23 protein-coding genes are annotated in these 21056 nt (G+C 63.9%); 14 read left to right on the forward strand and 9 right to left on the reverse strand.

Annotated features, from left to right (window positions below; genetic code table 11):
- The first annotated feature begins 44 nt into the window (after window positions 1-44).
- The 9 genes from GM909_RS04305 to rnhA all read left to right on the forward strand — a co-directional run bounded on the left by GM909_RS04305 (window position 45) and on the right by rnhA (window position 6507).
- A complete protein-coding gene (locus GM909_RS04305; protein ID WP_157014981.1) occupies window positions 45-986 on the forward strand; it encodes a heme o synthase in 942 nt (313 codons plus the stop codon).
- A 2-nt stretch (window positions 987-988) separates the two neighbouring features.
- A complete protein-coding gene (locus GM909_RS25700; protein WP_198174128.1) occupies window positions 989-1147 on the forward strand; it encodes a hypothetical protein in 159 nt (52 codons plus the stop codon).
- Between the two features lie 6 nt (window positions 1148-1153).
- Entirely contained in the window at window positions 1154-1774 is a 621-nt protein-coding gene (locus tag GM909_RS04310) for a cytochrome c oxidase assembly protein (RefSeq protein ID WP_157014982.1), read from the forward strand.
- Window position 1775: 1 nt separating this feature from the next.
- A complete protein-coding gene (locus GM909_RS04315) occupies window positions 1776-2660 on the forward strand; it encodes a cytochrome c oxidase subunit 3 (RefSeq protein WP_157014983.1) in 885 nt (294 codons plus the stop codon).
- Window positions 2661-2877: 217 nt separating this feature from the next.
- Window positions 2878-3264 carry a DUF983 domain-containing protein gene (locus GM909_RS04320; protein WP_157014984.1) on the forward strand — a complete coding sequence of 129 codons (387 nt, stop codon included), beginning with the start codon at window positions 2878-2880 and terminating at the stop codon, window positions 3262-3264.
- Window positions 3261-4025 carry an SURF1 family protein gene (locus tag GM909_RS04325; protein WP_157014985.1) on the forward strand — a complete coding sequence of 255 codons (765 nt, stop codon included), beginning with the start codon at window positions 3261-3263 and terminating at the stop codon, window positions 4023-4025. Before GM909_RS04320 ends, GM909_RS04325 begins: the two co-directional genes overlap by 4 nt.
- A gap of 52 nt (window positions 4026-4077) precedes the next feature.
- A complete protein-coding gene (ispH, locus tag GM909_RS04330; protein WP_157014986.1) occupies window positions 4078-5082 on the forward strand; it encodes a 4-hydroxy-3-methylbut-2-enyl diphosphate reductase in 1005 nt (334 codons plus the stop codon).
- Between the two features lie 7 nt (window positions 5083-5089).
- Window positions 5090-6049 carry a homoserine kinase gene (locus GM909_RS04335; protein ID WP_157014987.1) on the forward strand — a complete coding sequence of 320 codons (960 nt, stop codon included), beginning with the start codon at window positions 5090-5092 and terminating at the stop codon, window positions 6047-6049.
- Window positions 6050-6051: 2 nt separating this feature from the next.
- Window positions 6052-6507 carry a ribonuclease HI gene (gene rnhA, locus GM909_RS04340; RefSeq protein WP_157014988.1) on the forward strand — a complete coding sequence of 152 codons (456 nt, stop codon included), beginning with the start codon at window positions 6052-6054 and terminating at the stop codon, window positions 6505-6507.
- Between the two features lie 126 nt (window positions 6508-6633).
- On the opposite strand, the gene GM909_RS04345 is transcribed toward rnhA, so the two are convergent.
- Window positions 6634-7125, reverse strand: coding sequence for a peroxiredoxin (locus GM909_RS04345; protein ID WP_157014989.1), 492 nt, complete (start codon window positions 7123-7125; stop codon window positions 6634-6636).
- Window positions 7126-7221: 96 nt separating this feature from the next.
- On the reverse strand, window positions 7222-8025 hold the full coding sequence (locus GM909_RS04350) for a protein-disulfide reductase DsbD domain-containing protein (protein ID WP_198174129.1): 804 nt from the start codon (window positions 8023-8025) through the stop codon (window positions 7222-7224).
- Window positions 8026-8172: 147 nt separating this feature from the next.
- On the opposite strand from GM909_RS04350, the gene GM909_RS04355 reads away from it, so the two are divergent.
- Window positions 8173-8781 (forward strand): YqgE/AlgH family protein, encoded by a 609-nt coding sequence (locus GM909_RS04355; protein ID WP_157014991.1) that lies wholly within the window; start codon window positions 8173-8175, stop codon window positions 8779-8781.
- On the opposite strand, the gene GM909_RS04360 is transcribed toward GM909_RS04355, so the two are convergent.
- The 4 genes from GM909_RS04360 to thrC are packed head-to-tail and all read right to left on the reverse strand — an operon-like array spanning window position 8772 to window position 15012.
- Window positions 8772-11609, reverse strand: coding sequence for an EAL domain-containing protein (locus GM909_RS04360; RefSeq protein WP_157015250.1), 2838 nt, complete (start codon window positions 11607-11609; stop codon window positions 8772-8774). The two genes, GM909_RS04355 and GM909_RS04360, sit on opposite strands and share 10 nt — an antisense overlap.
- 55 nt (window positions 11610-11664) lie before the next feature.
- The gene (locus tag GM909_RS04365; protein WP_157014992.1) at window positions 11665-12276 is read right to left on the reverse strand and encodes a GNAT family N-acetyltransferase; all 612 of its coding nucleotides are present in this window, start codon (window positions 12274-12276) and stop codon (window positions 11665-11667) included.
- 21 nt (window positions 12277-12297) lie between these two features.
- Window positions 12298-13590: a M16 family metallopeptidase gene (locus GM909_RS04370; RefSeq protein WP_157014993.1), complete on the reverse strand. Its 1293-nt coding sequence runs from the start codon at window positions 13588-13590 to the stop codon at window positions 12298-12300.
- A 3-nt stretch (window positions 13591-13593) separates the two neighbouring features.
- The gene (gene thrC, locus GM909_RS04375; RefSeq protein ID WP_157014994.1) at window positions 13594-15012 is read right to left on the reverse strand and encodes a threonine synthase; all 1419 of its coding nucleotides are present in this window, start codon (window positions 15010-15012) and stop codon (window positions 13594-13596) included.
- 117 nt (window positions 15013-15129) lie between these two features.
- On the opposite strand from thrC, the gene GM909_RS04380 reads away from it, so the two are divergent.
- Window positions 15130-15705 (forward strand): hypothetical protein, encoded by a 576-nt coding sequence (locus tag GM909_RS04380; RefSeq protein WP_157015251.1) that lies wholly within the window; start codon window positions 15130-15132, stop codon window positions 15703-15705.
- An 85-nt stretch (window positions 15706-15790) separates the two neighbouring features.
- Here the strand turns inward: GM909_RS04380 and GM909_RS04385 are convergent, their stop codons facing one another.
- A complete protein-coding gene (locus tag GM909_RS04385) occupies window positions 15791-16477 on the reverse strand; it encodes an HAD family hydrolase (RefSeq protein ID WP_157014995.1) in 687 nt (228 codons plus the stop codon).
- 178 nt (window positions 16478-16655) lie between these two features.
- On the opposite strand from GM909_RS04385, the gene GM909_RS04390 reads away from it, so the two are divergent.
- On the forward strand, window positions 16656-17789 hold the full coding sequence (locus GM909_RS04390; RefSeq protein ID WP_157014996.1) for a site-specific DNA-methyltransferase: 1134 nt from the start codon (window positions 16656-16658) through the stop codon (window positions 17787-17789).
- Window positions 17790-17837: 48 nt separating this feature from the next.
- Here GM909_RS04390 and GM909_RS04395 read toward each other — a convergent pair whose 3' ends face one another.
- Together GM909_RS04395 and mutY are read right to left on the reverse strand one after the other, a co-directional pair.
- On the reverse strand, window positions 17838-18449 hold the full coding sequence (locus GM909_RS04395) for an HAD family hydrolase (protein WP_157014997.1): 612 nt from the start codon (window positions 18447-18449) through the stop codon (window positions 17838-17840).
- 12 nt (window positions 18450-18461) lie between these two features.
- Window positions 18462-19592, reverse strand: a complete 1131-nt coding sequence (mutY, locus tag GM909_RS04400) for an A/G-specific adenine glycosylase (RefSeq protein WP_157014998.1) — start codon at window positions 19590-19592, stop codon at window positions 18462-18464.
- 68 nt (window positions 19593-19660) lie between these two features.
- Between mutY and GM909_RS04405 the strand changes: the two genes are divergently transcribed.
- Both GM909_RS04405 and GM909_RS04410 read left to right on the forward strand, forming a co-directional pair.
- Window positions 19661-20155 carry a DUF721 domain-containing protein gene (locus GM909_RS04405; protein ID WP_157014999.1) on the forward strand — a complete coding sequence of 165 codons (495 nt, stop codon included), beginning with the start codon at window positions 19661-19663 and terminating at the stop codon, window positions 20153-20155.
- A 128-nt stretch (window positions 20156-20283) separates the two neighbouring features.
- Window positions 20284-20997 (forward strand): DsbA family protein, encoded by a 714-nt coding sequence (locus tag GM909_RS04410; protein WP_157015000.1) that lies wholly within the window; start codon window positions 20284-20286, stop codon window positions 20995-20997.
- Window positions 20998-21056: the final 59 nt, after the last annotated feature.

Raw genomic sequence — 21056 nt, forward strand, 5'->3', positions numbered from 1 at the left:
TCGGCGGCTTCGAAACGAAGAATACGAACAGGCTGAAACAGCAAATGGCATTGGTCGATACCGGAAGCGCAAAGGACGCCGGCGTCCGCCTCTCAGAGGCGATGCCGGGCGACTATTTCGCGCTTTTGAAGCCGCGCGTCATGTCACTGGTCGTCTTTACGGCGCTGGTGGGCATGGTCGCGGCGCCGGCCACGCTCAATCCGCTGATCGCGCTGATCGCGCTGCTCGCCATTGCCGTGGGCGCAGGCGCATCCGGTGCGCTCAACATGTGGTACGACGCCGATATCGATCGGGTGATGTCGCGCACGCGCCAGCGGCCGGTGCCGGCCGGCCGGGTGACGCCGGGCGAGGCGCTGGCCTTCGGCCTCGTCCTGTCCTTCCTTTCCGTCATGACGCTCGGCCTGCTGGTCAACTGGCTGGCCGCGGCGCTGCTCGCCTTCACGATCTTCTTCTACGTCGTGATCTACACCATGTGGCTGAAGCGCTCGACGCCGCAGAACATTGTCATCGGCGGGGCCGCCGGCGCGCTGCCGCCGGTCATCGGCTGGGCTGCAGTGACGGGTCAGGTCAGCCTCGAAAGCGTCATTCTGTTTCTCATCATCTTCCTGTGGACGCCGCCGCATTTCTGGGCGCTGGCGCTGTTCAAGTCGGGCGACTACGAGCGCGCCGGCATTCCCATGATGCCGAATGTCGCCGGCGCCGCCTCGACCCGGCGTCAGATCTTCGCCTATTCCACCATCATCGCGCCGCTTGGCGTGGCGCCCTGGCTGCTCGGCTATGTGAGTGCCGGATACGGCCTCTCGGCAACGGCGCTGGGTGCCGGCTTCCTGTGGTATGCGTGGCAGGTTCTGCGCATGGGCGACGATGACCGGGCGATGAAGCCGGCCAAGGCGCTGTTTGCCTATTCCATTCTCTATCTCTTCGGCTTGTTCGCGATCTATCTCACCGATACGATCGTCATGCGGCTGGTCTCGGGCGGAGTGTGAGGATGATGGACGAGGAAGGCGTGAAGCTCACCCCCGAACAGCGCAAGGCGCGGCGTGCGCGCTCGATCGCCATTGGCCTGGCGTTGGCGGCGCTGGTCATCATCTTCTATGTGGCGACCATCGCCAAGTTCGGTCCGGCCATTCTGGAACGGCCACTGTGAGGCGTGATGAGCGAAGCGCATAACGTTGCCACGTCGGCCAGATCGAGAGCCAACCGCACGGTCGCGTTTGTCTGTCTGGCCTTTTTCGCCGGCATGATCGGCGTCGCCTATGCCGCCGTTCCGCTCTACCAGATCTTTTGCCAGGTGACGGGTTATGGTGGCACCACGCAGCGGGTCGAGCAGTATTCGGACACCGTCCTGGACCAGACGATCAAGGTGCGCTTCGACGGTAACGTGAATGGCTTGCCGTGGGATTTCGCGCCGGTCGAGCGCGAGGTCGAACTGAAGATCGGCGAAACGACCCAGGTCTCCTATACCGCGACCAATGATTTTGACGTGCCGACACGTGGCCGCGCGACCTTCAATGTCGCGCCGGCGCTTGCCGGGGCCTATTTCAACAAGGTCGAATGTTTCTGCTTCACCGACACCGAACTGAAGCCGGGCGAGACGCTGGATATGCCGGTCGTCTTCTTCATCGATCCGGCCATTGTCGACGTTCCCGAGATGAAGAACGTGCACACGATCACACTTTCCTACACATTCTTCCCGCTGGAAGATGAAAAGCCGCTTGCAGAATCGGCCGCAGGAAACAATACCAACTCCAATAACAGCAACCTCGGGGGCTGATATGGCTGACGCACACGCCAAACCGCAACACGACTACCACATCATCGACCCCAGCCCCTGGCCGTTTCTGGGGTCCATCGGTGCGCTGATCATGGCGCTGGGTGGCGTCGCCTGGATGCAATATCTGAAGGGCGGCGCGCTGCCGTTGTTCGGGCTGAACCTTGCCGATACGCGCTGGTTCATCTTTGGCTTCGGCACGCTGGTGGTACTCTACACCATGTGGTCATGGTGGTCCGACACGATCAAGGAAGGCCATGAGGGGCATCACACCCCGGTCGTGTCGCTGCATCTGCGCTACGGCATGATCCTGTTCATCGCCTCGGAAGTGATGTTCTTCGTTGCCTGGTTCTGGGCCTTTTTCGACGCCAGCCTGTTTCCGGGAGAAGCCGTGCAGGCCACGCGCGCCGAGTTCACCGGTGGTGTGTGGCCGCCGCATGGCGTGGAGGTGCTCGACCCCTTCCATCTGCCGCTCTACAACACGATCATCCTGCTTTTGTCCGGAACGACGGTGACCTGGGCGCACCATGCCCTGCTCGAAAACGACCGCAAGGGGCTCGTCCGGGGCCTTGCGCTGACAGTCGTTCTTGGCGTGCTGTTCTCCTTCGTCCAGGCGTATGAATACATGCACGCGCCGTTCACATTCTCCGATTCGATCTACGGCGCCACCTTCTTCATGGCGACGGGCTTTCACGGCTTCCATGTGATCGTCGGCACGATCTTCCTGCTGGTCTGCCTGTTCCGCGCCATGGCCGGCGATTTCTCGCCCAAGCACCATTTCGGCTTCGAGGCGGCGGCCTGGTACTGGCATTTCGTCGACGTCGTGTGGCTGTTCCTGTTCACCTCGATCTATGTCTGGGGCTCGGCGGGCGCCACATACGCCCACTGATACCGGCCCATTTCACTGGCGATACGTGGCGGCCGCATTCGATGCGGCCGCCTTTTTGTTACCGCTCGAACATGTCCCGCTCGAACGTTGCCGTTTGAAGCGAACGCGCGCTGGTGACCTGCGGCATAGCGCTGCGTCGACCTGTCGGCGGGAACATGATAGAGCGCAGCCAGATTTCTCAAGCTAGGCGGCGAGCATTGCCGCTGCGGATCGAACCATGAGCCAGGACAAAGCGCATTACCCGCCTGTCGAGCCGATTGCGGCCGGCTTGAAGGGTCGTTGTCCGCGCTGCGGCGAAGGATCGTTGTTCTCCGGTCTGCTCGGCGTGGATGAGAAATGCGCCAATTGCGGCCTCGACTATTCCTATGCCGATGCGGGTGACGGGCCGGCGGTGTTCGTGATCCTGATCATCGGCTTCGTCGTTGTCGGGCTGGCGCTCTGGATGGACGTCTCCTACGGCCCGCCTCTTTGGGTGCATTTTGTGCTCTGGGTGCCGCTGACAATCGTATTGAGCCTGGTCGCTCTGCGCTTGATCAAGGGCGTGCTTTTGACCCTGCAATATGCCAACAAGGCGCAGGAAGGCCGGCTGGACGGCCGCGAATGACCACCGTCACCAAGTCGGAAGCACGCGGCCGAGCATCCTATTGGCTGGCGCTGGCGGGCGGTCTCGCCGCGTTTGCCGTGCTTGTCGCGCTCGGCACCTGGCAGGTGCAGCGCCTCGCCTGGAAGGAAGGCCTGCTGGCGACGATCGACGGGCGGGTGCATTCGCCGCCGCTGCCGCTCGGAGAGGTCGAGGCGCAGTTCGATACCACAGGCGATGTGGAGTATCAGCCGGTCACGGCGAAGGGCCGCTTCGTCCACGACGCCGAACGCCACTTCTTCGCCACCCATCACGGTGCGTCGGGATATTACGTCTACACGCCGCTCGCACTGGACGACGGCCGCTACGTCTTCGTCAATCGCGGCTTCGTGCCCTATGACCGCAAGGACGCCGCGACACGGACCGAAGGCCAGGTGGACGGCCCGGTCGGGATCACGGGCCTGGCGCGCAATCCGCTTGCCGAGAAACCTTCGAGCCTCGTTCCCGACAACGAACCGGCAAAGAACATCTTTTACTGGAAGGACCGCGACCGGATGGCTGCGACGTCCGGCCTGCCCGGCGACGCACGGGTGCTTCCCTTCTTCATCGACGCGGACGATACGCCCAATCCGGGCGGACTGCCTGTCGGCGGCGTGACGATCATCAACCTGCCCAACAGCCATCTGCAATACGCCCTGACATGGTACGGCCTGGCCGCTGCGCTCGTCGCTGTTCTGGGAACCTATTTGTGGCGCAACCGCAAAAGCGGTCCAGGCCGGCCTTGACATGCAGGGGCGATGAGCCTCATTTCCGCCCAAAGACGATCCGCCCGAGGACATGCCCGCATTGACCAACAAACCGCCATTGACGATCCGGCTTTGCCAGCCGCGCGGCTTTTGCGCCGGCGTCGATCGGGCCATCCAGATCGTCGTCCTGGCGTTGAAGAAATATGGCGCGCCCGTCTATGTGCGCCACGAGATCGTGCACAATCGCTATGTGGTCGAGGGGCTGCAGGATCTCGGCGCGGTGTTCATCGAGGAATTGTCGGAGATCCCGCCGGAGCACCGGTCGAGCCCCGTCGTCTTCTCCGCCCATGGCGTTCCCAAATCCGTGCCGGCCGACGCCGAGGCGCGCAACCTGTTCTATCTCGACGCCACCTGCCCGCTGGTCTCGAAGGTGCACAAGCAGGCGTTGCGGCATCAGCGCCGCGGACGCCATGTCGTGCTGATCGGCCATGCCGGGCACCCGGAGGTGATCGGCACGATGGGGCAATTGCCTGAAGGCGCGGTGACGCTGATCGAGACGGAAGACGATGTCGCGCGTTTCGCGCCGGCCGATCCGCAAGCGCTCGGTTTCGTCACCCAGACGACGCTGTCGGTCGAGGACACGGCCGGCATCATCGAAGCGCTGCAACAGCGCTTTCCGGCTATGGAGGCGCCGGCGGCCGAGTCGATCTGCTACGCCACCACCAATCGCCAGGATGCGGTGAAGGAAGCCGCCGTAGGAACCGATCTCTTCCTGATCGTCGGCGCGCCCAACTCCTCGAATTCGCGCCGGCTCGTCGAAGTGGCCGAGCGTGCCGGTGCGCGGTTGTCGCTTCTGGTCCAGCGCGCGGCAGACATACCGTGGTCCGAAATCGGCACCATCCGCGCGCTCGGCCTGTCGGCTGGCGCCTCGGCGCCCGAGATCATCGTCAACGAGATCATCGAGGCCTTCAAGGATCGGTTCGACGTCACGCTCGACCTTGCCGTCACGGCCACCGAGACCGAGGATTTTCCGGTCATGCGCGTTCTGCGCGACGTCGAGTTGACGGCGGCCGACATGGCTTTCGTCAACGGTTGAGTGGCTCATGGCAGTCTATACGGACATCACCGAGGCCGAACTCGGAACCTTCCTCGGACAATACGATATCGGCGAGCTCATGTCCTACAAGGGCATCGCCGAAGGCACCGAGAATTCCAACTTCCTGCTCCACACCTCGAAGGGTCCGTACTTTCTGACGCTCTACGAAAAGCGCGTCGATGCGGCCGACCTGCCGTTCTTTCTCGGGCTGATGGAGCATCTGGCACGAAAGGGCGTGACCTGCCCGCAGCCCGTTCACCGGCGCGATCGCGAAGTGATCGGCGAACTGGCGGGCCGCCCCTGTGCCGTCATCACCTTCCTGGAAGGCATGTGGCCGCGCCGGCCCACCGTTCAGCATTGCCGCAAAGTCGGCCGCGCCCTTGCATCCATGCATGTGGCGGGTGAGGATTTCACGCTGACCAGGCGCAATGCGCTTTCCCTCGATGGTTGGCGTTCGCTCTGGGACCAGTCGCGCGAGCGGGCCGACGAGGTGGAGAAGGGGCTGGGCGCGGAGATCGAGGCCGACCTGGCGGAGATCGCGGCCGCCTGGCCGGCCGATCTGCCGAACGGCGTCATCCATGCCGATCTCTTTCCCGACAATGTCTTCTTTCTCGGCGACGCATTGTCGGGCCTGATCGATTTCTATTTCGCCTGCAACGACCTCTATGCCTATGACGTCGCGATCTGCCTCAATGCCTGGTGCTTCGAAAAGGACTTCTCCTTCAACGTGACCAAGGCTGCCGCCCTGCTGTCGGGCTATCAGCAGGTGCGCCCGATGTCCCCGGACGAGACATCGGCCCTGCCGCTGCTGGCCCGTGCCGCCGCACTGCGCTTTACGCTGACGCGGCTTTATGACTGGCTGAACGGTCCCGACGGTGACCTGATCCAGAAGCGCGATCCGGCCGAGTTCATCCGCCGCCTGCGCTTTCACAGAACCATTCAGTCGCCGCAGGAATACGGGCTCTAGGGATGAAAAAGGTCGAGATTTTCACCGACGGAGCCTGTTCGGGCAATCCGGGGCCGGGCGGATGGGGCGCGATTCTGCGCTTCAACGGCGTCGAAAAGGAATTGTCGGGCGGCGAGGCGCAGACGACCAACAACCGCATGGAACTGATGGCGGCAATCGAGGCGCTGAACGCCCTGAAGGAGTCCTGCGAGGTCACGATCCATACCGACAGCAGCTATGTGAAGGACGGCATTTCGGGCTGGATCGAGGGCTGGAAGCGCAATGGCTGGAAGACGGCGGCCAAGAAGCCGGTCAAGAATGCCGAGCTGTGGCAGGCGCTGGACGAGGCGCGCCGGCGCCACAAGGTCACCTGGCAATGGGTCAAGGGTCATGCCGGGCATCCCGAGAACGAGCGCGCCGACGAACTGGCGCGCACCGGCATGGAACCCTACAAGAAGGGCAGGCGGACGGGCGGGTAGGGCGGCCATATATCGGTTTGCTGACAAACCGCCCGGCCCTCGCGAGCGGGATATACCCCACCCCTAATCGCTCCCCTCAAGGGAGAGGGGTTAGGGTGGGTTCTTGAATGACGCGGACGATGCCGGCTACTTCGAGAGCTGCTCGAGAATGCGCGCCGCACCCGACTGCACCGCCTGGCCCGGCGAATCCTCGATGTTGAGCGCGGTGACGACGCCGTCTTCGACGATCATCGAGAAGCGTTTGGAGCGCACGCCGAGCCCGCCGACGCTGAGATCGATGTCGAGGCCGGCGGCACGGGTGAAATCGCCATTGCCGTCGGCGAGGAACAGCAGCTTGTCCTCGCCGCCGGTGAACCGCGCCCAGGCGCTCATGACGTGGTGATCGTTGATCGAGACGACGGCGATCGTATCGACGCCGCGGGCGAGAATGGCGTCGCGATTTTCCAGATATCCCGGCAGGTGATTGTTGCTGCAGGTCGGGGTGAAGGCGCCCGGAACGCCGAACAGCACCACCGTCTTGCCGCCGAAGACCTCGGAAACGGACACATCCTTCGCGCCGTCCGCGGTCATCGTCTTGAAGGTCGCGTCAGGCAGCTTGTCCCCTACGGAAATCGTCATATGTCCACTCCGAAGTTGATTGGAAGGGTCAGATTGAAAACTCATCATCCGATTAGCGCGAACGGACGAAATCTCCAACCGTTCAGTGCATCGGTATCAGGGAATCTCGAATGTTCCCGTCACCGAGTGTCCGCCGGCCCGCAGCGTGTAGTCGATCGCGGCGGGGGCGTTCGGCGTTTCGGACCGCGTGGTCAGGGGGACCTGAAACCGTGCCTCTCCGTCGACAACGGAGGTGAGTTTCGGGACGCCGAATCCGTAGCCCTGCGATCCGGCGACAAACAGCGCCATGTCCTCTTCCTCCGCCGGCACCACCGCGGCGATCGTCAGCGTGCCGTCGCGAAGGTCGACCGAGGAGATGCCGAATTCGGGTCCGGCCTGCGGCGGAACGGCCGCATGCGCCGCAGCCACGACAACCTCGTCGCCCTTGTTGTCGGGGCTTTTGCCAGGCTCGACCGTCAGCCGCGCGCGAACGGGAATGCAGATCGTCTCGCAGATGCCCAGGAAGACGTCGGCCTCGATGAGCGAGAAACGGTCCGGTTCGGAGGCCGTGAACGTTATGGGCAGTGCCAGGGATTTGTCGTAGCCGGCCCAGGCACCGTAGCCCTCGTCATGCCATTGCGGAGCCGGATACCGGATCTCGGCGGATTCGACGTTGACGCTTTGGCCGATGTCGATTTGCGGCGGCACGCCGGAGGCGCCGGGATCGCGCCAATAGGTCTTCCAGCCGGGTTTGAGGCCAATCTCGAGTGCGCCGCGTATGCGCCCGTCCGGGCCGGCAATTCCAGACGTGACCAGCCTAATGGTCCCTCCTTCCGTTTCCACGATATCGCTCGAGGAAGCGAGCGCCGGGCTTGCCAGGCAGAGCCCGAGGGCGAAGAGGGGAACGATGTGTCGAATCATGGGGTGATTCAGTGGCCTTTCGCGCGCGCCGAGACAAGTGTGCCGGCACTTACGATCGTCATTTCTTCGTGAAGCGGCCGCCCGAGCCGGCATTCCCGCACGTGAATCCTCCTTTAAAGACTTCGGCAAACGCGATACCCTCTCTTCATGGATTTGCTGCGCCACAAGCAGAAGGCGTCATCGGACGGCTTCCTGGACGATCAGTTCCTCATTGCCATGCCGGCCATGAAGGATGACCGTTTCGCGCGCACCGTCATTTATGTCTGCGCCCATTCCGAAGAGGGCGCGATGGGCATCATCATCAACCAGGCCCAGCCGCTGCGCTTTCCCGACCTCCTCGTGCAACTCGGCATCGTCGAAGAGAGCCAGGCGATCCGCTTGCCCGCCGTGGCGCGCGACATGCCGGTGCGCAATGGCGGCCCGGTCGACCGCAGCCGCGGCTTCGTGCTGCACTCCGACGACTATGTCGTGGAATCCTCGCTGCCGGTGTCCGACGAGGTCTGCCTGACGGCGACTGTGGACATTCTGCGCGCCATCTCCGTCGGCGAGGGGCCGCGCCAGGCGCTGATGGCGCTCGGCTATTCGGGATGGGGCGCGGGTCAGCTCGAGCAGGAGATCGCCGAAAATGGCTGGTTGACCTGTCCGGCCAACGCCGAGTTGCTTTTCGACGCCGATATCGATCACAAATATGAGCGCATCCTGGCGTCGATCGGCATCGATCCGGCGCGGCTGAGCGAGCAGGCCGGTCACGCCTGAGTGAGAGGGAACTGCTCCTTCAGCATCCGCAGGACGGCGTCGGCGGTTTCCGGCTGGCCGAAGAGATAGCTTTGCACATATTCGCAGCCCATCTGCCGCAGTTCCATTGCGTCTTCCTCGCTTGAGACGCCTTCGGCGACCACCGAGAGGCCGAGTTCATGCCCCATATTGACCATTGATTTCAGCAGGACGCTGCGCTTGGAACTGCCGTCCTCGACGAAGCTGCGGTCGATCTTGATGGTGTCGAAGGGAAAGCGGGTGAGATAGGAGAGCGAGGAATAACCGGTGCCGAAATCGTCCAGCGACAGGCCGATGCCCAATTCGCGCAGCTTCTCCAGCACATGGACCGACTGTTCGGGATTGTGCATGACGAGCGATTCGGTGACTTCCAGGCGAAAGCAGCGCGCCGGCAGGTTGGACCGCGCCAGAACGGAGCGCATGTCGGCCACGAGATCCTGGCGCAGCAATTGGCGGCTCGACAGATTGACCGAGACCGAGAGCTGCGCCGCCCCGATCTCCTTTTGCCACGAGGCGAGGTCGTTGGCGGCCGTCTGCATGGCGAACAGGCCGAGCGTCACGATCAGGTCGCAGCTTTCGGCAACGGGAATGAATTCCGACGGCGGAATCAGGCCGCGCCGCGGATGCTCCCAGCGCATCAGCGCCTCGAAGCCGGCAATCGAACCGTCCTCCAGGCGCACGATCGGCTGATAGGCGAGGCGGAACTCGCCGCGATCGATGGCCCGCCTGAGGTCGGCTTCGAGCTGCAGTCGGTCGGTGCCGAAGGTGCGGAAGGCCGGCCGGAACGGCTCGATGCGGTCGCCGCCGAAGCGCTTTGCCTGATGCATGGCCAGCTCGGCGTCCTTGACCAGGTCTTCGGCCGCCGTTTCGCTCGAGGTCCAGGAGACGAGGCCCATCGATGCCGAAAGCACGATGTCGCGCCTGGCGAAGTTGATCGGAGCGCAGACGGCCTGCTTCACGGCCTCGGCAAAGGCGGCGATGCGTGCCGGATCCTGCTCTGAAAGCAGGATGAGCGCGAACTGGTCGCCGGAAAAGCGCGACAGCGAATCCTGCGGCTTCAGGAGGCGGTGCAGGCGGCGCGCCATGGTCAGCAGGATTGTGTCGCCGGCCGACATGCCGAGGCCCTCATTGACCTGCTTGAAGCGGTCGATGTCGATGACGAAGACGGTCGGACGCACGGTCTCTTGCGCCCTGGCGATCGAAATGACGGCTTCCAGTCTGTTGAGGAAGAGCTCGCGGCTGGGCAGGCCGGTCAGATTGTCGTGCACGGCATCGTGCAGCAGGCGTTCCTCCGATTTCTTCTGCTCGGTGACGTCCATCATCGTGCCGACACAGCGAATGACCTCGCCGTCGGAGCCGATCACCGGGCGCGCCCGCACGAGATACCAGTGAAAGTGGCCATCGGCGCCGCGCAGGCGGAACGATTGCGCAAGCCGGCCGCGCCGATGCTCCAGGATCATGTCGATCGTCGTGCGGAACATGTCGCGGTCGTCGGCATGCAGCGCCGGCAGCCAGTTGCGGGCCGGGCCCTGCAGGCTGCCCGGCGGCAGGCCGAGCGGGTCGCAAATGTCTGGGCGCGTGACGACCTTGTCGCGCAACACGTCCCAGTCGAAGACGATGTCGCCGGCGCCAGTCAGCGCCAGCGACTGGCGCTCCATGTCGCTGAACAGGCCCTGCTGCAGGGCGCCGCCGGCGAACGCGTGCTGCATGACGGTGAAACCGATCAGAAGGATGATCAGGATGAGGCCGCCGCCGAGTGCCGGCTGGACGATGTCGTTGTCCAGCATCCCGAGCGCCGCCATGCCGGAACCGGCGAGCCAGACGAGGATCATCAGCCAGCTCGGAACCAGCATGATCGCCCGGTCGTAGCCGCGAAATCCGAGATAGACGATGAGGCCGATGCCCAGCACTGCCGTGGCGGCGAACGATATGCGCGCAATGCCCGCCGCGACGGCCGGATCGAAGATCGCCACGCCGGCGATGGCGACGAGGATGAGGATCCAGGCCAGCGCCCCGTAGGAGAAATGGCCGTGCCAGCGGTTCAGATTGAGATAGGTGAACAGGAACACCACGAGCGTTCCCGCAAGGGCCAGTTCCGCGCCCGCCCGCCACATCTGTTCATTGCCTGGCGAAAGCTCTATGATCTGGCTCAGGAAGCCGAAATCGACGCAGATATAGGCAAGCACCGACCAGGCCAGCGCCGCGGTTGCCGGAAACATCGACGTGCCCTTGACGACGAACAGGATCGTCAGGAACAGCGCCAGGAGACCGGCGATGCCGATGACGATGCCACGGTAGAGCGTGTATGAATTGATCGTGTCCTTGTAGGCCTCGGGATCCCATAGATAGACTTGCGGCACCTTGGGCGAGGAGAGTTCGGCGACGAATGTCACCACGGCTCCGGGATTGAGCGTCACGCGGAAGACGTCGGCCTCGGCGCTGGCCTCCCGGTCGAGCGCAAATCCCTCGCTGGGGGTGATCGCGGCGATGCGGTGAGACCCCAGATCGGGCCATATGATGCCTGAGCCGACGAGCCTGAAATGGGGTGCCACGATCAGACGGTCGAGCTGCTGCTCGCTTGTATTGGCAAGCGCGAAGACGGCCCAGTCGCCGGACGAGCGCTCATCCTGCGCCTCGACTTCGATGCGCCGCACGATCCCGTCAATGCCCGGCGCCGTCGATACCTGGAAATTGGCGCCCTGATTGCGGTGGATTTCCAGGGCGCGGGAAAGGTCGAGTGCGACGTCGTCGCGCGAGATCTTGATCGGTTCGACCGCCTGGGCGGGCAGGATTGCCGAAAGGATCGACATCACGGCAACGATCAGCGCTGCCGCCACCGGGATAGTCCGGCCTGTCGATGTCGATCTAGCTGTCAATGGTGCTGCCCCGCGTCGCTAGGTGTTGATACTCGTCCTCGATCAGCGCGTAAAGATAGTGGTCCCGCCACGTTCCGCTGATTCTCAAATAGGAATGCAACAGCCCTTCGCGGGTAAATCCGGCTTTTTCAAGTACGCGCACGGATCGCTTGTTGTCGGGAATGCAGGCCGCTTCGATCCGGTGCAGCTTGAGATCGCTGAAGCAGTAAGGCACCAGCAGGCGCAGTGCCTCCAGCATCAGTCCGTTGCCAGCATGGCGTTCGCCCATCCAGTAGCCGATCTGCGCCGACTGCGCCACGCCCCGACGTATGTTGCCGATCGAGATGCCTCCGGCCAGCGCGCCGTTGTCGTTGCGGTAGATGAAGAAGGAAGCGCCCGTTCCGTTGTTGTATTCCTGGCGGTAACGCCTCAGGCGGGCTCGCCAGGCCGGCAGGTCCAGCTCGTCCGGCGCCCAGCGCGGCTCCCATTTTTCCAGGAAGTTCCGGCTTTGCCGCCTGAGTTCCGCCCATTCTGCAAAATCGCCGGAGCGCGGAAAACGCAGCGTCACCCTTTCTCCGGCGAGGCTTGGATAATCCAGTCCGAGAAACGACAGCGAGATCATGGCGCCGCGGTCCCCGGTGGCTTAGACGGCCAGTCTACGGCCCGCAGTCTGGTCGGTGGGGAGCGCGCTCGCGATGCCTTCGAATGACGCCAGCGTTCCGACCGGGCCGATCGCGGCAACCGTGGGGCGTGTCGAGAACAGCCGCGCCGAAAGGTCCGTCAGCCGCTCGACGTTGACGCCCGACAGACGGTCCATCAACTCGTCGTTTGTCACCGGCCTGCCGAAGAGAAGCATCTGCCTAGCGATCTGGGCGGCACGGCTGGCCGGGCTTTCGCTCGATATCATCAGTCCGGCGCGATATTGGGCCCGTGCCCGCTTGAGTTCGTCTTCCTTGATGTGCTCGCCGGCCTTCTGCAATTCGTTGAGCAGTATGGGTACCAGTTCGGCAATGTCTTCCTTGCCCGTGGCGGCATGGATGCCGAAGATGCCGGTGTCGGAAAACCCCCAATGGAAAGCGTAGACCGCGTAGCACAGGCCACGCTTTTCGCGCACTTCCTGGAACAGGCGTGACGACATGCCGCCGCCAAGGATCATCGACAGGATCTGCGAGGCGTAGAAATCGCGCACGTGATAGGCGCGGCCCTCGAAGCCGAGAATGATCTGGGCATCCATGAGATCGCGATGCTCGCGATAGTCGCCGCCGACATAATTCGCCGTCTGCGGCACGCGTCCGGGTGCCTTGGCGCGGAAGCTTCCCAGGCGTTTCTCGACTTCGCGCACGAAGTCCTCGTGGCGGACCCCGCCGGCGGCGACCACCACCATCCGCTCCGCTCCGTACTGGCGTTGCATGAAGGAATGGATCTGCTCGGGCGAAAAGGAAGCCACCGTTTCCGGCGTGCCCAGGATCGAGCGGCCGATGGTCTGATGGCGATAGGCCGCCTCGGTGAAGCGGTCGAACACGATGTCGTCCGGCGTATCGTGCGCAGCGCCGATTTCCTGCAGGATGACGTGTTTTTCACGTTCCAACTCGCTGGGATCGAAGCGGGAATCGGTCAGGATATCGGCCAGAAGATCGACCGCCAGCGGCACGTCGTCCTTCAGCACCCGGGCGAAGAACGAGGTCGTCTCGACGCTGGTGGCGGCGTTGATCTCGCCGCCGACATCCTCGATCTGGGAGGCGATGTCCCAGGCGGTGCGTGATCCGGTGCCCTTGAACGCCATATGTTCGAGCAGATGGGCAATGCCGTGCTCGTCTTCGCGCTCGTTGCGCGAGCCCGACTTGACCCAGACACCCAGAGCCACGGATTCAATATGGGGCAGAGTCTCGGATGCAACCGTCAGGCCGTTCGACAGACGGCTCACCTCAACACCCATGTATCACAATCTCCCTGGTACTCCTGATGCCGCCAAACTGGCGTGGCGGCTCACATGATCCTCCACCGACTTCAGCTCCGATGGAAGGATACTGTAACGTTCTTCCCGATCCATAAGCCCCGAAAGCCACGATGGCAAGGATGGGGCGATGCCGCTCGCCGATTCGACCGCATCGGGGAATTTCGCCGGGTGGGCCGTTGCCAGAACGACCATGGGCACGGGGGATGCTTCCTGCTCGCGCGCGACCTTGACCGCGCTGGCCGTGTGCGGGTCGAGCAGGTAATCGCTTTCGGCGTGGACGGCGCGGATCGTCGCCGCCGTCTCATTGACCGTTGAGCGCCCGGCGGAGAAGTCGGCGCGGATTGCCGCAAGCACATCGGGAGCCAGCGTAAAGGCGCCGGATTGACGCAGACCTTCCATGCTGGCGGCGGTGGCGGCGCTGTCGCGTCCCGACGCCTCGAACATGAGCCGCTCGAAATTGGACGAAACCTGGATGTCCATCGACGGCGAGGTCGTCTCCACGACGCCACGCATTTCATAGACGCCCGTCTCCAGGGTGCGCGCCAGGATGTCGTTGTCGTTGGTCGCGATGGTCAGCCGCTCGATCGGCAGCCCCATGCGGCGGGCGGCGTAGCCAGCGAAGATGTCGCCGAAATTGCCGGTCGGCACGATGAAGGAGACCGGCCGGTCCGGCCCGCCCAGCGAAAGGGCGGCGGAGAAGTAATAGACGATCTGGGCCATGATGCGGGCCCAGTTGATCGAGTTGACGCCGGCCAGCGCCATCCGGTCGCGGAAGGCGTGGTCGTTGAACATCGCTTTGACGAGGCCCTGGCAATCGTCGAAATTGCCGTCGATCGCCAGCGCATGGACATTGGGCGCGCCGGAGGTCGTCATCTGCCGCTGCTGCACCGGCGAGACCCTGCCATGCGGAAACAGGATGAAGACATCGGTGCGGCTGCGCCCGCCGAAGGCGTCGATTGCCGCGCCGCCCGTGTCGCCCGACGTCGCCCCGACGATGGTGGCGCGCTCGCCGCGCTCGGCAAGCACATGGTCCATCAGCCGCGCGAGGAGTTGCATTGCCACGTCCTTGAAGGCGAGCGTCGGGCCGTGGAAGAGCTCGAGGACGAACTCGTTTGGCCGCGTCTGCACGATCGGACAGGTGGCGGCGTGGCGGAATGTCGCATAGGTCTCGCGCAGGATCGTCTCGAAGGTCTGCGTTTTGATCTCGCCGCCCAGGAACGGCGTGAGCAGCCGGGCGGCCAGTTGCGGATAATCCAGGCCACGCATGGCGCGGATTTCGTCCACGGTGAAATGCGGCCATTCCTCCGGGACGTAGAGGCCGCCGTCACGCGCCAGACCCGCCAGGAGAACGTCGGAAAACTCCAGGATCGGGGCATTACCCCTTGTGCTTACATATCGCATGATTATCCATTCGTGCCGGCGTGTATCGCTTGCCCATCAAAAACCGCATTCGATTGGTCGCATTTTGTCCGCGGCGTTGATATAGAACGCCGGCATTGCGAGAGGGAAGTGCAACAGATGAGTTTCCTATTGGCTGAGAGGCAGTTTTTCGCGCGCGCGGCGGCGGCCGTATTCATTCTTGCCATTGCAGGGTGCCAATCGACCGACAGCGGTACCAATGTTTCAGGCGCCGGCACGACGCAGGAAACGGCGCCCGAGCAGGTATCCGTGGAAGAACTGCGCGCCTACTGTCCCAAGGTTTCGTTGCGATCGGGCACCGCTTCCTACAACACCTATGAAAGGGGCGGGGAGGGCGATCCGGAGCGCATCATCTACCAGGCCTCGATCGAAGATGTGACGCGCAGCTGCAAGTATCAGGGCGGCACGCTGACCATGAATGTCGCGGCCGCCGGCAAGGTCGTCCCCGGCCCGGTCGGCAAGCAGGGCAGGATCACCATGCCGATCCGCGTCGCCGTGCTGCGCGGCGACGAAGTGCTCTATTCGCGCTTGAGCAAGTATCAGGTCTCCATTGCGCCAGGGGGCGCGGCCACGCAGTTCATCTTCAACGATGCAAACGTGTCCTTCCCGGCACCCACGGCGCCCAATGTTCAGGTGTTCGTCGGTTATGACGAAGGCCCGGACGCCGCGCGCTAAACTTGCCCCGCTCAAACGGAATCGTTTGAGCGAAAGGCACATGTTCCAGCATACTGATCTGGCGCGCGCTGGTCCGGCCGGACAGTCAGATGATGTCGCCGAATTCCGACAGTGCGGCGATGACGGAGGCGAAATCGCTCCAGCGATTGATCACGGTTTCGGCGCCGGCCTCCGTCAGCCGGTCGGCATGTCCGGGATAGGTGTGGCTGCCGCCGGTGAAACCGATGACCCGCATGCCGGCCGCCTTGGCGCCCGCGATTCCGTGGACGGAATCCTCGACAACGAAGGTCTCGGCAGGCTCCGCGCCCATTTTCTCGGCCGCGTACAAGAACACGTCGGGCGCGGGTTTCGGGCGCTTTGACGGTGTTGCTGCAGAAGAGAAGACGTGCTCGCCGAACAGCGATTTCAGGCCGGTCCTGGTCAGCATGGCGTCAAGCCGCTCGGGCGTCGAGTTCGAGCAGATGCAGCGCGGCCCCTGCACGGACAGGACGGCCTGGCCGGCGCCGTCGATCATCCGCACCTCGCGCTTGAGCCGCTCGTCCACGGCCGTTTCCGCCTTGTCGATCAGATTGGCCTGGAAGGGAATTTGCGCCTCCGCCTCCAGCCGCAGCAGGATGTCGCGAAAGGTCAGCCCGGCATAATTCGAGGCGATTTCCTCGGCCGAAATCTCGAAGCCGGCCGCCGTTATCAGCGATGCCTCGACGCGGGCCGCGATGATTTCGGAATCCACCAGCACGCCATCGCAATCGAATATGACCAGCTGTGGCTGCATATGTTCGTCTCTCTGTCGGGAAGGAGTTCGGAGGACTGGCAAGGTGTCCATCGCACCTTGCGCGCCTCATAGCCGAATGCGGCGCATGAGGCAAATCGTTGCCGCGTTTCACCAAATCTTTACGCTGACTGGTAACCATAACAGCCCGTAAACAGTCAGCGTAAGATGGGTACGAGATATGTCAGCCATTCGCCTGCCGCACGAAGCTTCGCCGTCCGCCTCCACTACAGAATGGCTCGACACGATCATCAAGGGGGATTGCGTTGCCGCGCTGAACCGGCTGCCGGCGCAGTCCGTCGATGTGATCTTCGCCGATCCGCCCTATAATCTCCAGCTCGAGGGCGATCTGCACCGTCCCGACCAGTCGCGCGTCGACGCCGTCGACGACGAATGGGACCGCTTCGACAGCTTCGAAGCCTATGACGCCTTTACTCGCGCCTGGCTGCTGGCCGCCCGCCGTGTGCTGAAGCCGACCGGGACGATCTGGGTGATCGGTTCCTACCACAATATCTTCAGGGTCGGGGCCAAGCTGCAGGACCTGGGCTACTGGATCCTCAACGACGTGATCTGGCGCAAGACGAATCCGATGCCGAATTTTCGCGGCAGGCGCTTCCAGAACGCCCACGAGACGCTGATCTGGGCCTCGCGCGACCAGAAGGCAAAGCGCTACACCTTCAATTACGACGCGATGAAGGCGGCCAATGACGACGTGCAAATGCGCACCGACTGGCTGTTCCCGATCTGCACGGGTGCCGAGCGGCTGAAGGACGAAAGCGGGACCAAGGTCCATCCCACGCAGAAGCCCGAGGCGCTGCTGGCGCGCATTCTCCTGTCGTCGAGCAAACCCGGCGACGTCGTCCTCGACCCATTCTTCGGCTCCGGCACCACGGGAGCCGTGGCCAGGCGCCTTGGCCGGCATTTCGTCGGCATCGAGCGCGAGCAGAGCTATATCGACGCCGCCACTGCGCGTATCGGCGAAATTGAGACGCTGGGCGAGGCGGAACTTCGTCTGATGACGGGCAAGCGGGCCGAACCGCGCGTCGCCTTCGTCAGCCTGATCGAGTCGGGGCTCGTTGCGCCCGGCACGCTGCTGCACGATGCGCGCCGGCGCTGGACGGCAAGCGTGCGCGCCGACGGCACGATCGCCGTCGGCCCGGAGGCAGGCTCGATCCACAAGATGGGCGCGCGCGTTCAGGGTCTGGAGGCCTGCAACGGCTGGACCTTCTGGCATATCCAGGGCGAAACGGGCCTGGAACCGATCGACGCGATCAGGAGCCGGGTGCGCAGCGGGATGGCGCAGATCGGGGGGTGATCGCACCGGCTGCTTGTGAGCGATGTGGCGCCTGGCGGCCCACCCGCTTCATGCGGCGATGCCGTATGAGCCGAGGTCCTCGCGGAGTTTCGCGGCGCCGGTGAAATGCACCGCTTGCCAGCCTGCCAGCTTCGCGCCCTCAACATTGTGCGGGCTGTCGTCGATGAAGATCGTGTCGGCCGGTGCCAAGTCGAATGCATCGGCATGGCGCTCATAGATGCGGCGGTCGGGCTTGATAAGGCCGACCTCGCCCGACACCGTCACGCCGCGCGGCCGATTGAGGAAGTCGTAGCGCTGCCGCGCCTCGGCAAAAGTATCGGCGGCGAAATTGGTCAGCATGGTCACGTCATGGCCCGCGTCGATCAGTCCCGTCATCAGCGCAACGGTGTCCTCGTAGGCGTGCGGCACCATTTCGTGCCAGTGGCGGCGGAAGGCGCGAATATTGTCGGCCTGCTGCGGAAAACTGGCGATCAGTTCCGCCTCGGCTTCCTCCCACGTCCTGCCGCGATCCTGTTCGATATTCCAATCATGGGTGCAGACATTGTCGAAGAACCAGCGCCGCTCATCGGCATCGGGGATCAGCCGCGAATAAGGCAGGTCCGGATCGTAATGGATGAGCACCTTGCCGATGTCGAACACGATATGACGGATTTCGGGCATGCGGGACTCCGGTCAGTTTGCGTTGGGTGTGCGCCGAACGGGGCCCGGCTTCCTGGTCGCGCCGGGGATTGCGGCTTCTATCACCTTCTTCATGACGGTCGGCAGGGCCTCGCTGTGAATGTCCTGCGGCTGCGACCACCAATGGCCGGCCGGCGCGGTCTGTTCGGGCAGATGGGCGAGATAGACCGTCAGTTCAAGCTCGAAATGGGTAAACACATGGGCAACCGAGCCTGCATCCTTCCAGGTCGCGGCAAAGGGCGCGTCGGTGGCCGACCGGCCTCCGTCGACGCGCGCCGACCAGCCGGTCGTCGGCACCTCCGTCATGCCGGCGAGCAGACCTTTTTCGGCCCGTTTGCGCAGCAGTACGGCGCCGTCGGCACGCCGCGCGACGAAAGCGGCGCCCCGCCGCTTCGGCTTGGGTCGCCGGGCCGCCTTGAGCGGATAGAGCGCCGGGTCGCCGGTGCGCAGTCCCGTGCACTGTTGCCTCAGCGGACAGACGATGCAGGCTGGACGTTTCGGGGTGCAGATGGTGGCGCCGAGATCCATCATCGCCTGGGCGAAATCGCCGGGCCTGTCGTGCGGCAGGATCGAGGCGAGGAAGGCCCGGATTTGCGGCTTTGCTGCCGGCAGCGCCGTGGCGATGGCGCGCAGGCGGGTGATGACGCGCTCGACATTGCCGTCGACGACGATGGCCGGCATGTTGAAGGCGATGGCCGCGATCGCCCCGGCCGTGTAGTCGCCGATGCCCGGCAGGGCCTTCAGCCCGGCTTCGGTGTCGGGAAAGCGTCCGCCGTGAATATCGGTGACGGCCCGGGCACATTTGTGCAGGTTGCGGGCACGCGAATAATAGCCGAGCCCGGCCCAGGCCCGCATGATCTCGTCCTGTCCGGCCGCCGCCAGCGCGGCCACGTCCGGCCAGCGCTCGATGAAGGTGAGAAAGTAGGGTTTGACCGCCGCCACGGTCGTCTGCTGCAGCATGATCTCCGACAGCCAGACATGATAGGGATCGGGCCGCTTTCCGGCGGCGATCGCATTCGGCGGCGTGCGCCAGGGCAGGTCGCGGCAATGCGCGTCGTACCATTCGAGCAGGGCCGGCGCGATGTCGTCGGTGGCACGGTCGGTCTTGTGGATTTCGGCTGTCATGTGCGCGGCGGGTTCGGTAGACTTCGATCAGGACGTGCCGCGATGGGGCGGCGTCGATGAGAACGGTCATGGCAGGGAAACGGCAAGGCGGCAATCCCACCGCCGTCAGCGATCTGACGAGCGGCATACTCGACCCCGTCCTGCGCAAGCGGGCCGGTCTGTCGGTGTCGCTGGTGCAGTCCTGGGAGGAGATCGCGGGCCCGCGGCTGGCCGCGCAGACGCGGCCCGAACGCATCGCCTGGCCGCGGCGGGTGAGCGACGACGACCCATTCCAGCCGGCCACGCTGGTGGTCGCCTGTGCCGGCGCGGCGGCGCTGCGTCTGCAGCACGAGACGGGCGAGCTCGTGGCCCGCGTCAACGCCTTTCTGGGCTATTCGGCCATCGGCCGCATCAAGATCGTGCAAAAGCCGGTCGACGCGGCCGGGCCGAAGGCACGCCCGGCGCCGCGCTCCCTGTCGGATTCGGAGGAGGCGCGCCTGGCATCCACCGTTGACGGCATCGAGGACGAGGCGCTTCGGGCATCGTTGCGACGGTTGGGACGGTCGGTGCTGGGCTCCAGGTGATAGCGCTTTCGTGAACACAGTGTCGATTTTCGGCCTGTGCATGTGGCCGGCCCTGCCTTATTAACCGCCAAGTCTCGCTTTTGGGTCACAAACGAGTGCACACTTCAATGTAAGGATAGGTGATTCGCATGCTCCGCTTAATTTCGCGCAGAAACTTCATCGCCTCGGTGGCAGCCCTGCCGGCCTCTGCCGGACTGCTCGCCGCCTGCAGCGAAAGCGAAGCCGAAGGCACCTCCGCCAACACGGTGGCGCAGGCCGAGACCACGGCCTCGACGTCCGCGGCTCCCGAGCCACTGGCGACCGTCGATGCGGCCAAGCTGATGGAACCGGGACCGCTGCCGGAGATGGCGCTGGGCGACGAGAACGCGCCAGTGACGATCGTCGAATATGCGTCGATGACATGCAGCCACTGCGCCCACTTCCACCGCACGACCTTCCCCGAGCTGAAGTCGAAATATATCGACACCGGCAAGGCGCGCCTCGTCATGCGCGAATTCCCCTTCGATCCGCGCGCCGAGGCCGGCTTCATGCTGGCGCGCTGCGCCGACGACAAGTATTTCGCCATGACCGATGTCCTGTTCAAGCAACAGGAAAGCTGGGCACCGGTCCAGGATGCCAGATCGGCATTGTTGCAGATTGCTAAACTTGCCGGTTTTTCACAGGAGTCCTTTGAGGCCTGCTTGACGAACCAGGAACTTCTGGACGATGTGAGAGCGGTAAGAAACCGCGGCGCGGAAGATTTTGGTGTGGAGGCCACGCCGACCTTCTTTATCAACGGCAATAAATACGCGGGGGCCATGTCGATTGACGAGATGTCGGCGATCATCGACAGCATGCTTTAACGCCAGCGTCCTCGGCGGGCGCGGCTTCGGCGCGCCCGCACGCCACGGAAAGGCGGCGT

The sequence above is a fragment of the Mesorhizobium xinjiangense genome, assembly GCF_009749525.1.
In the GTDB taxonomy this organism is placed as follows: domain Bacteria; phylum Pseudomonadota; class Alphaproteobacteria; order Rhizobiales; family Rhizobiaceae; genus Mangrovimarina; species Mangrovimarina xinjiangensis.